The organism is Deltaproteobacteria bacterium, from assembly GCA_011375175.1.
In the GTDB taxonomy this organism is placed as follows: Bacteria; Desulfobacterota; GWC2-55-46; order GWC2-55-46; family DRME01; genus DRME01.
Genome location: DRME01000097.1, coordinates 21,547 through 32,746, shown reverse-complemented (window position 1 = coordinate 32,746; position 11,200 = coordinate 21,547). Strand labels below are relative to the sequence as shown.

Here is an 11,200-nt window from a genome sequence, read left to right as displayed (position 1 = left end):
GGGACTCTACGCCGCGGGCGAGGTGTCGGGCGGCGTGCACGGCCGCAACCGCCTCATGGGCAACTCGCTGCTCGACGTGCTCGTCTTCGGCCGCCGGGCGGGCCTTGCCGCCGCCGATTACGCAAAGGCCATGGAAGGCGCGCCGGAGCCCACGCTTGTCCACGTGGAGGCCTTTCACCGCGAACTCGAAAAAGAGGGGATCGACGACGCCCTCACAGGGCCGGTCGTTCTGCCCGACTACGCGCCGGACCACGTGAAATCCCGCAGATTCGCTTAGGGCCCGCGCGCCTGAGGGAACCTTTTTTACAAAAAGGTTCCCTCAGTGCAATAAGTCGGAGTTTCCTCAGGCAAGGAGAGCAGGAAGACGCTAAGGAGGAGGGGACAGGGGGAATGAACATTCACGAGTATCAGGCCAAGGAGATTTTGAGGCGTTACGGCGTGGCCGTGCCGCGCGGCAAGGTCGCCTTTACGCCCCAGGAGGCGGAGGAGATCGCAAAGGAGTTCCTCGACGACGGTCCCGTCTGTGTTGTCAAGGCCCAGATACACGCCGGAGGGCGCGGCAAGGCGGGCGGAGTGAAGCTTGCGAGGAGCCGCGACGAGGCCGCGGCGTATGCAAGGGAGCTCATCGGCAAGGTGCTCGTCACCCACCAGACCGGTCCTGAGGGCAGGGAGGTGAAGAAGGTCCTCGTCGAGGAAGGGTGCGCCATAGCGCAGGAGCTCTACGTCGGCCTCGTTGTCGACAGGGGCCGCCAGCGCGTGTGCATGATGGCGAGCTCCGAGGGCGGCGTGGAGATAGAAGAGGTGGCGGCGAAGAGCCCGGAGAAGATACTGCGCGAGTACGTGGACCCGGCCGTGGGGCTCATGCCATACCAGGCGCGAAACCTCGCCTTCGGCCTCGGTCTCGACAAGGCCAGGGTCGGCAAGGCCGTAAAGTTCATGACGGGCCTCTACAACGCCTTCGTGGGCACCGACGCCTCCATGGCCGAGATAAACCCGCTGGTCGTGACCGGGGACGGCGACGTCATCGCGCTGGACGCCAAGATAAGCTTCGACGACAACGCGCTCTTCAGGCACAAGGACATAGAGGGGCTGCGCGACCTCGACGAGGAGGACCCCAAGGAGATAGAGGCGTCGCGCCACGACCTCAACTACGTGGCCCTCGACGGCACCATAGGCTGCATGGTCAACGGCGCGGGCCTGGCCATGGCCACCATGGACATAATAAAACTCTACGGCGGAAACCCGGCCAACTTCCTCGACGTGGGCGGCGGGGCGTCGAAAGAGCAGGTGACGGCGGCCTTCAAGATACTCATGAGCGACCCCAACGTCAGGGCCGTGCTGGTCAACATCTTCGGCGGCATCATGCGCTGTGACATCATAGCCGAGGGCGTGGTGGCGGCCGCCAGGGAAGTGGGCGTCAAGGTGCCGCTCGTGGTGAGGCTCCAGGGCACCAACGTCGACAAGGGACGGGCCATACTCGGGGATTCCGGTCTCAATATCATCACGGCCGAACGCATGGACGAAGCGGCCGAAAAGGTCGTGGCCGCCGCCGGCGCCGGTTGATTGCCTGGGGGAAATTCTCTGAAGAAGGGCCACAGGCCCGCGTTTCCCCCAGCCCCGTCGTATGTTATTCGGATCTTCGGCCGTGCCGGGGGGTTCGGCCCGCGCCAGGCGGGGTTTTTACGCCTTTGCGGCCCGAACCCCCGGCACAGCCCCCGAGGCAGTCGGCGCGGGCAGTCTGGGGGAAACTTTCTGTAGAAGGGCCATAGGCCCGCGTTTCCCCCAGGCCCCCTTCAATTCCCTGCGGATCATCCCGATTTTGCAGGCAAAATCGGGATGATCCGCAGGGCGTTAAAAGTTTTTGGAGGGAGGAGGGAGTCTGAGGGAACTTGTTGCAAAAAGGTTCCCTCGAGAAGTCAAGGAGGGTTTGACGTGAGCATCTTGGTGGGCAGGGAGACGAGGGTTGTTTGTCAGGGCATAACGGGTGAGCAGGGCACCTTCCACACCCGTCAGATGGTGGAGTACGGCACGAAGATGGTCGCCGGCGTGACGCCGGGCAAGGGCGGAAGCGACGTTGACGGCATACCGGTCTTCAACACCGTGGCCGAGGCCGTGAGGGAGACGGGGGCCGACGCATCGGTCATATACGTGCCCGCGGCCTTCGCGGCCGACGCCGTAATGGAGGCCGTAGACGCCGGCATAGGGCTTGTGGTCTGCATCACCGAGGGCATACCGGTGCTCGACATGGTGAAGGTCAAGAGGTTCATGGAGGGACGGGACGCGAGGCTTGTGGGGCCCAACTGTCCCGGCGTCATCACGCCGGGAGAGTGCAAGATCGGCATCATGCCCGGCCACATCCACAAGCCCGGCTCCGTGGGGGTCGTCTCCCGCAGCGGCACTCTCACCTACGAGGCCGTCGACCAGCTAACCCGCCTGGGGCTGGGGCAGTCCACCTGCGTGGGCATAGGCGGCGACCCCGTCAACGGCACCAGTTTCGTCGACGTGCTCGCCCTCTTCGAGGAGGACCCCGATACCGAGGCGGTCGTCATGATCGGCGAGATCGGCGGCACGGCCGAGGAGGAGGCCGCGCAGTTCGTCAAGGAGAAGATGACGAAACCGGTCGTGGGCCATGTGGCCGGCGTCACCGCTCCCAAGGGCAAGCGCATGGGCCATGCCGGCGCCATAATCGCCGGCGGCAAGGGCACGGCCGACGAGAAGTACGAGGCCATGGAGGCGGCCGGCATAAAGACCGTCAAGAGCACGGCCAGAATAGGCGCGGCCGTCAGGGAGGTCCTCGGCGGATAGGCCGCCGGAGAGGGAGGGGGCGAGGGCGGAATGATTTGACTTGCGGCCCTTCACATGGTAGAATTCCGCCTTCCGGTGATGTTCCATATAAACTTCTGACTTGGAGGTGCGATGAGCAGCGAGGCGGCCAAGAAACTGCCGAGGATCGAGATATACGAGAACCTCTGCAAGGGTTGCGGCATCTGTGTCGACTTCTGTCCCACCAACGTGCTCGAGATGAAGGGCTCCTGCGTGGCCGTGCACAACCTGGAGGCCTGCACGAGGTGTCAGCTCTGCGACCTGAGGTGTCCAGATTTCGCCATACAGGTCTTCGATTGACGGACCGGACAAGACAAGAAACGGGGGTTCCTTGATAATGGCAGAAAAGAGGAAGAAACTGTACCAGGGCAACGAGGCCTGCGCCGAAGGCGCCCTCTACGCCGGTTGCAACTTTTTCGCCGGATATCCCATTACTCCCTCGACCGAGGTGGCCGAGGTGATGAGCGTGAGGCTGCCCAAGGCGGGAGGCAAGTTCATACAGATGGAGGACGAAATAGCCTCCATCGGCGCCGTCATAGGGGCGTCGCTTGCTGGGAGCAAGTCGCTCACCGCCACCAGCGGCCCCGGCTTCTCGCTCAAGCAGGAGGGGCTCGGCTACGCCTGCATCGCCGAGGTGCCCTGCGTGATCATAAACGTCATGAGGGGCGGACCATCGACGGGATATCCCACCGGGCCGAGCCAGTCGGACGTGATGCAGGCGAAGTGGGGCACCCACGGCGACCACCCGGCCATATCGGTCACGCCCGCTTACGTGCAGGAGATACTCACCGAGACGGTGCGGGCCTTCAACCTCGCCGAGAAGTACCGCACGCCCGTGGTGGTCCTCTACGACGAGATAGTGGGACACATGCGCGAGCCCATCACCCTGCCAGAGCCCGGCGAGCTCGAGGTCGTCGAGAGGGCAAAACCCACATGCAGCCCCGAGGAGTACAACCCCTACGACACGCGCTTCGAGGTGCCGCCCCTCGCGGCCTACGGCGAGGGCTACCGCTTCCACGTAACGGGTCTCAATCACAAGGACGACGGCTTCCCCACCAACGACGCCGCCGTCATCGAAGAGGGCAACAAGCGCATCATGCGCAAGATCGAGAACAACCTCGACGACATCTGGAAAAACGACGAGTACATGCTCGACGACGCCGAGGTGGCCGTCTTCGCCTACGGCTCGACGGCCCGCAGCGCTCGCTACGCCGTGAGGGCGGCGAGGGAGAAGGGCATAAAGGCGGGGCTTCTCAGGCCGCTCACCCTCTGGCCCTTCCCCGACAGGGCGGTGCGCGAGCTATCAAGGCAGGTCAAGGGCATAATCGTCCCGGAGATGAATCTCGGCCAGGCCGTGCTCGAGGTGGAGCGCTGCGCCAGGGACTCCGAAGTCGTCGGCATCGGCAGGGTCGACGGTGAGCCCATAAACCCCGGTCAGATACTGGCCGAGGTGGAGAAATTCGCGTAGGGTCGAAACTTTCAAAGCAAAATGGAGGTACCATCATGTCGGCAGTAGCCGCTGTTGCGAGGAAGCCGAGCGTGCCGTTCGACTACAGCAAGTACTTGAGGCCCAACAAGCTGCCCCATATCTGGTGTCCCGGCTGCGGGCACGGCATAGTGCTCAAGTCGCTCCTGCGGGCCGTGGACAAGAGCGGGCTCACCAAGGACGAGATATGCATGGTCTCCGGCATCGGCTGTTCGAGCCGCACGCCGGGCTACGTGGACTTCAATACGCTCCACGCCATCCACGGCAGGGCCTTCGCCTTCGCCACCGGCGTGAAGCTTGCGAAACCGGAGCTCAAGGTCATCGTCACCACCGGCGACGGCGACGCCCTGGCCATAGGCGGCAACCACTTCATCCACACCTGCCGCCGCAACATCGACATGGTCATACTCGTCTACACCAACAACATATACGGCATGACGGGCGGCCAGTTCTCGCCCACCACGCCCGAGGGCTCCATCTCCCACACGAGCCGCTACGGCTCCATCGAGCCGCCCTTCGACTGCTGCGAGATGGCCAAGGCCGCGGGAGCCACCTTCGTGGCCAGGGGAACGGCCTATCACACCCAGGAACTCGAGAAGATCATCCTCGCCGCCATCAAGCACAAGGGCACGGCCGTGGTCGAGGTGATCGACTCCTGCCCCGTCTACTTCGGCAGGCAGAACAAGTTCAAGAGCGCTTCCCAGATGATGGAGATCATCGAGAAGAACGGCACCGTCTCGGCCAGGCAGGCCGACAGGCTCCCGCCCGAGAAGGTGGAGGGCAAGATGCTGCGCGGCATACTCCACCAGGTGGAGCGGCCCGAGTACTGCGACCAGTACGCAAAGCTCGTGGAGAAGGCCCAGGGCAAGTGACGCCCGCTCCGGCGGGGATGGCGCGCCGCTGTGGCGCGGGCGGGACCGGCGCCGGGGGGCAGGCCGGCACCGGGGGGGCAGGCCGGTGCAGTGGAGCATGGTGGCGCAGGGGGAGGCCGGCGCCGGGGGGCAGGGGGGCGCAGGGAGGGCGATGTCTCGACCTGCGGACGACGGCGCGGCGGCGGTCAGTGACGCAATAGAGCTTCACATACAGGAGGATCTGCGGTAATGGACAGATACGAGATACGCTTCAGCGGCTCGGGCGGCCAGGGCATGATACTGGCCGGTATCATCATGGCCGAGGCGGCCGCCATCTACGACACAAAGAACGCGGCCCAGAGCCAGTCCTACGGCCCCGAGTCGCGCGGAGGGGCGAGCAAGGCCGAGGTCATCATAAGCAACGAGCCCATAGACTACCCCAAGGCCACGCAGATAGACTGCATGCTCGCCATGACGCAGGAGGCCTGCAGCAAGTACTACAAGGACGTAAAGCCCGGCGGCATACTCCTTGTCGACTCCGACGAGGTGAAGGACGTCCCGGCCGGCGACTTCAGGGTCTACAGCTTTCCCATCATCGAGACGGCCCGCACGGAGCTGGGCAAGACCATCGTGGCCAACATCATCTCGCTGGGCCTCATAACCGAGCTCACCGGCATCGTCAAGCCCGACGCCATGGAGCGGGCCGTGCTCGCCAGGGTCCCCAAGCCCTTCCTGGAGCTTAACAAGAAGGCCATAAACATAGGCTTCGAAAAGGGCAGGGAGCTGGCCGCGGGTTCGGCCTGACCTCTTCCGTCGCCGGCGGCGCGCCGAGACCGCAGACACGCCGCTCGAATCCCGCACCTGTCGCAACGGCGCCGGCGCTTTAGCGCCTGCGGCGGGGGGACGGAGTTGAGAAGCCGCGCGGCGCCCTCTTTCAGGAGAAGTCGTTGACTGTCATGGTTGCTGCCATGCACATAGAGACCGACCGGGTCCCGGCCGGTCCCCGGCCGTTGCGCCGGGGGCCGTCGGGGCCTTTTTTGTTGCCCGAGGCCGACCTGTGGTCACCCACGACATCGTCATAATAGGCGCCGGCCTTGCCGGGATGAGGGCCGCCGTCGAGGCGGCCCGGCGCGGTATAAACGTCGCCGTCGTCTCCAAGGTCCACCCGGTGCGCAGCCACTCGGTCGCCGCCCAGGGAGGCATAAACGCCGCCATGAAGGAGACGGACTCGTGGGAAGACCACATGTTCGACACCGTCAAGGGCAGCGACTACCTGGCCGACCAGGACGCCGTCGAGGTCCTCTGCCGCGAGGCCCCGGCGGAGATACTGGAGCTCGACCGCATGGGCGCGCTCTTCTCCCGCGACGAGGCCGGAGCCATAGCCCAGCGCCCCTTCGGCGGCGCCGGCTATCCGCGCACCTGCTACCTCGCCGACCGCACGGGCCACGGCCTTCTCCATCTCCTCTACGAACAGGTCATCAAGCACGGCGTCTTCATCTACGAGGAGTGGTTCGTCGTGGACATCGTGGTCCGCGAGGGCGTTGTGCGCGGCGTCATAGCCATGAACCTCGCCACCGGCACGCTCCACAGGCTTCGGGCCAAGGCTGTCATAATCGCTTCCGGCGGCTACGGACGCGCCTTCGCCACCACCACGAACGCACTCACCTGCACGGGCGACGGCATGGGGCTTGCCCTCGACGCGGGGCTTGAGCTCATGGACATGGAGTTCGTCCAGTTCCACCCCACGGGACTCAAGCGCACGGGCATGCTCATGACCGAGGGCGCGAGGGGCGAGGGCGGCTACCTCATAAACGCGGAGGGCGAGCGCTTCATGGAGCGCTACGCGCCGGAGAAGAAGGAGCTCGCAAGCCGCGACGTGGTGAGCCGCGCCGAGCAGACCGAGATAGACGAGGGCCGCGGTGTGGACGGCTGCGTCTTCCTCGACCTGCGTCACCTCGGCGAGGCGAAGATAAACGAGCGGCTCCCCCAGATCCGCGAGATAGCCGTCAACTTCGCGGGCGTGGACCCCGTCTACGAGCCCGTGCCCATAAAGCCGACGGCCCACTACTCCATGGGCGGCATCAGGGTGGACGTGGACGGCAGGACGTCGGTGAGGGGACTCTTCGCCGCCGGCGAGTGTGCCTGCGTGAGCGTACACGGCGCAAACCGCCTGGGCGGCAACTCGCTTCTCGAGGCCGTGGTCTTCGGCAGGCGGGCGGGCCGGGCCGCCGGGGACTTCGCCCTGGAAAGCAGGCTCGAGGACTTCCCCTCCGACGCCCTCGCCCTGGCGGCAGAGCCCATAGCCCGCATCCTCAACCGCGCCGACGGAGAGCCGGCCTTTGCGGTGAGGAACGAGGCCGGGCGGGTAATGGAGGCCATGTGCGGCGTCTTCCGCGACGAGGGGCGTCTGAGGGAGGCCCTCTCGGCGATAGAGGGGCTCAGGGAGCGCTACGGGCGCGTTGCATTGACCGACCGGGGCGATATCTTCAACATGGAGCTCCCGGCGGTGCTCGAGCTGGGCCACATCCTCGACGTCTGCGAGGCCATACTCACGGGGGCGCTGGCCCGCACCGAGAGCCGCGGCTCCCACTTCCGCACAGACCACCCCCGGCGGGACGACGACAACTGGCTCAAACATACGCTGGTGAGGAAAGAGGACGGCGCCTTCAAACTGTCGTACAGGGACGTGACCATAACGAGGTTCAAACCCAGGGAAAGGACGTATTAAGGAAACTCCGATTTATTGCACTGAGGGAACCTTTTTGTAAAAGGGTCACAGACCCACGGTTCCCTCAGACTCCCTCCAAAAACTTTTAACGCCCTGCGGTTCATCCCGATTTTGCTTGCAAAATCGGGATGAACCGCAGGGAATTAAAAGTCTTTGAAGGGGGTCTGGGGGGAACGTGGGCCTATGGCCCTTCTACAGAAAGTTTCCCCCAGGGTAATTGACGCCCCGGGCGGCGGCCCACGGCAGGCTCGGGCCGCAAAGGCGTAAACAGACCCCGCCTGGCGCGGGCCGAGCCTGCCGTGGGCCGCCGCCTATACCCCTAAGAGAGAAGGATGAAGATAAAGATAAAGATACGCCGTTGCGACCCGCTCTCGGCCGACCGGTACGACACCTATATCCAGGCCTACACGGTCGAGGTCGCCGAGGGGATGACGGTGCTGGAGGCGCTGCTGAAGATCGCCGACGAGGACGACCCCACCCTCTCGTTCCGCCGTTCCTGCCGCAGCGCCATATGCGGCTCCTGCGCCATGAACATAAACGGCTTTCCCAAGCTCGCCTGCCGCACGCAGCTCGCCGCGGAGTACAGGAAGCGCGGGGAGGTGATCCTCGAGCCGTTGGGCAACTTCAAGGTCATAAAGGACCTCGTCGTCGATATGGACCCCTTCTGGAAGAAGATCGAGAAGGTCTCCCCCTACCTCACCTCCGGGGGCGAGCCGCCCGAGGGCGGCTGGAGCATATCGAGGGACGAGGCCGCGAGGATCGACGCCTCGCAGCGGTGCATCATGTGCGGCAGTTGCAACGCCTCGTGCAACGCCACCGAGGTGGACGAGCGCTACATAGGACCGTCGGCGCTGGCCAAGGCATGGCGTTTCGTGGGAGACGTGCGCGACGCCAACGCCGAGCGGCGCCTTGAGCGCCTGAGCGAGGAGCACGGCATGTGGGACTGCGTGCGCTGTTACCACTGCACCGAGTACTGCCCCAAGGAGGTCTCGCCGCTCCGGGCCATAGAGGAGCTTCGGGCCAGGGCCATGGAGTACGGCATAACGGAGAACGAGGGGGCGAGGCACGTCGAGGCCCTCGTGGACTCGGTAAGGCGCGTGGGCAGGCTCGACGAGGCGGCCATGACGTTCAAGACCCTCGGGTTTCTGCGCTCGCTGGGCATGATACCCTTCGGCCTCAAGATGGAGCTTCACGGCAAGATGCCCCACCCCATCATCTTCCCCGCCATAGAGGGCATAGACGAGGTGAGGGCCATATGCAAGGCCGTGGAGGCGAAGAAGAGGGGGGAGTGAGCGTGTCGAAGCTCAGGTATGCTTATTATCCGGGATGCGCCTCGCAGGAGATAACCAAGGAGGCCAACGAGACGACGCGGCGGGTGGCCAAGGCCCTCGGCATCACCCTCTACGACATGCCCAGGGCCAACTGCTGCGGCGCCGGACTGCTCACCGACTACGATCGCGAGCTCTCGCTCACCCTGAATGCGAGGATCCTCGCCCAGGCCGAGGAGATGGAGCTCGACATCCTGACCATATGCTCGACGTGCCTCATGGTCATGCGCACGGCCGAGGCCGAGTTGCGCTCGGACCGGGCGCTCCTGGAACGGGTCAACTCGACGCTCGGAAAGACGGGCCTGCGCTATTCGGGCGGCGTGGAGGTGAAGCTTCTCCACTGGGTGCTCATAGAGGACTACGGGCTCCATGCCCTCGGCGAGAAGGTGGTGAGGCCCCTTGATTGGCTCAGGGTGGCCCCCTTTTACGGCTGCCACAGCCTGAGGCCCTCTTCAGCGCTCGGCTTCGACGACCCCCAGGACCCGGCCTCCCTCGAGTCGGTCATAAGGTGCGTCGGCGCCGAGCCCGTGGAGTATTCGGGCAGAACCCGCTGTTGCGGCTTTCAGGTCGACCTGGTGGCCGAGGAGATGGCCCTGGACATGACGGCAAGACGCCTCCAGGACGCAAAGCTCATGGGCGCCCACTGCATGGTCACGCCCTGTCCCTTCTGCCACATAAACCTCGACAACTACCAGAACATGGCCGAAAAGAAGGCGGGCCAGCGCCTGGGGCTGCCCGTCTTCCACGTGGCCCAGCTCGTGGGGCTGGCCCTGGGCATGGGAGCGGAGCTGCTCGGACTCTCGCGCCACCTCGTTACACCGGAGAAGGTCCTGGGGTGAGGGTCTTTGATTACCCTATGGGGAACTTTCTGGAGAAGGGCCACAGGCCCACGTTTTCCCCCGCCCCATCGTATGTTATTCGGATATTCGGCTGCACCGGGGGTTCGGCCCGCGCCAGGCGGGATTGTTTTACGCCTTTGCGGCCCGAACCCCCGGTGCAGCCCGCCGAGGCAGCCGGCGCGGACAAGACGCCCCCTTCGATTACCCTGGGGGAAACGTGGGTCTGTGACCCTTTACAAAAAGGTTCCCTCAGTGCAATAAATCAGAGCTGTCCCAAGTAAGTAAGCTCCCTGCTCCGCAAGACAGGGGAGCCGAAGGGGATCGAAAGTCTCTTGCCGGGCAGCGGGAGCCCTCACTGTGAGTAAGCGCCGTTTCGTCGACTGGCATACATACTATGAAGAAGAGGCCGTGGAGCGGATGCCGTGGTTCCACCGCGAGCTCGACCACGACCTGGCGGCGGCGCTCGACGAGCTCGGTATCGAAGGCGGCGACGTGCTCGATCTCGGCGCCGGACCCGGCACCCAGGCCGTGGCCCTCGCAAAGAGGGGTTTCCGCGTGACGGCCGCCGACATATCGGCCGCCGCGGTGCGCAAGGCGGCGGAGCTGGCCGGGGCCGAGGGCGTGGACGTCCGTTTCGCCGTCGACGACATCTGCGGTTCGTCCCTCTGCGGTCCTTTCGACATGGTCTTCGACAGGGGATGCTTCCACGTCATCGCCCCCGACGACCGCCCGGTGTACGTGCGCACCGTGCGCCGCCTCTTGCGGCCCAGGGGCCTGCTATTTCTCAAGACCTTCAGCACCGCCGAGACGACCGTCGAGGGCGGGCCGTACCGGTTCACGGCCGAGATGATACGGGATATCTTCGAGGGTTCCCTCGAGGTGCTCTCCGTCAGGGAGTCGTCCTTCAGGGGCACGCTCGACCACGAGCCGCTGGCGCTCTTCTGTATACTCGAACGCCCGGCGTGACGTGGTGGAAGCCTGCCCGGGCCGCACCGGGCGGGGGCGCGCGGTGAGGCCGGCACGGTCCGGCAGCGGCCGGCGGTGAGCCATGCCGAGGGCGGAGGCGCCCCTGGGAGGCGGCGCTTGCGGCGTAAAAAGACTCGATTTATGACGTGATATGGCTTAAAATCGAAAGGGGCCCCGCG

11 protein-coding genes are annotated in these 11,200 nt (G+C 65.0%); all 11 read left to right on the top strand.

The window, feature by feature from the left end:
• On the top strand, positions 1–277 hold a 277-nt coding region (locus tag ENJ37_08505), incomplete at its 5' end, for an FAD-binding protein (GenBank protein ID HHL40533.1).
• A gap of 113 nt (positions 278–390) precedes the next feature.
• Complete coding sequence (locus tag ENJ37_08500) at positions 391–1,563, top strand: ADP-forming succinate--CoA ligase subunit beta (protein HHL40532.1); 1,173 nt, start codon at positions 391–393, stop codon at positions 1,561–1,563.
• A gap of 369 nt (positions 1,564–1,932) precedes the next feature.
• Complete coding sequence (gene sucD / locus ENJ37_08495; protein HHL40531.1) at positions 1,933–2,805, top strand: succinate--CoA ligase subunit alpha; 873 nt, start codon at positions 1,933–1,935, stop codon at positions 2,803–2,805.
• A gap of 111 nt (positions 2,806–2,916) precedes the next feature.
• The gene (locus ENJ37_08490; protein HHL40530.1) at positions 2,917–3,123 is read left to right on the top strand and encodes a 4Fe-4S dicluster domain-containing protein; all 207 of its coding nucleotides are present in this window, start codon (positions 2,917–2,919) and stop codon (positions 3,121–3,123) included.
• Between the two features lie 37 nt (positions 3,124–3,160).
• Entirely contained in the window at positions 3,161–4,291 is a 1,131-nt protein-coding gene (locus ENJ37_08485) for a 2-oxoacid:acceptor oxidoreductase subunit alpha (protein HHL40529.1), read from the top strand.
• Positions 4,292–4,326: 35 nt separating this feature from the next.
• Positions 4,327–5,181, top strand: coding sequence for a 2-oxoacid:ferredoxin oxidoreductase subunit beta (locus tag ENJ37_08480; protein ID HHL40528.1), 855 nt, complete (start codon positions 4,327–4,329; stop codon positions 5,179–5,181).
• A gap of 228 nt (positions 5,182–5,409) precedes the next feature.
• A complete protein-coding gene (locus tag ENJ37_08475; GenBank protein HHL40527.1) occupies positions 5,410–5,964 on the top strand; it encodes a 2-oxoacid:ferredoxin oxidoreductase subunit gamma in 555 nt (184 codons plus the stop codon).
• A 253-nt stretch (positions 5,965–6,217) separates the two neighbouring features.
• Positions 6,218–7,888 carry an FAD-dependent oxidoreductase gene (locus ENJ37_08470; GenBank protein ID HHL40526.1) on the top strand — a complete coding sequence of 557 codons (1,671 nt, stop codon included), beginning with the start codon at positions 6,218–6,220 and terminating at the stop codon, positions 7,886–7,888.
• Between the two features lie 332 nt (positions 7,889–8,220).
• A complete protein-coding gene (locus tag ENJ37_08465) occupies positions 8,221–9,180 on the top strand; it encodes a succinate dehydrogenase/fumarate reductase iron-sulfur subunit (protein ID HHL40525.1) in 960 nt (319 codons plus the stop codon).
• Positions 9,144–10,055, top strand: coding sequence for a heterodisulfide reductase subunit B (locus ENJ37_08460; protein HHL40524.1), 912 nt, complete (start codon positions 9,144–9,146; stop codon positions 10,053–10,055). Before ENJ37_08465 ends, ENJ37_08460 begins: the two co-directional genes overlap by 37 nt.
• Positions 10,056–10,472: 417 nt before the next feature.
• Entirely contained in the window at positions 10,473–11,021 is a 549-nt protein-coding gene (locus ENJ37_08455; protein ID HHL40523.1) for a class I SAM-dependent methyltransferase, read from the top strand.
• The last annotated feature ends 179 nt before the right edge of the window (positions 11,022–11,200 follow it).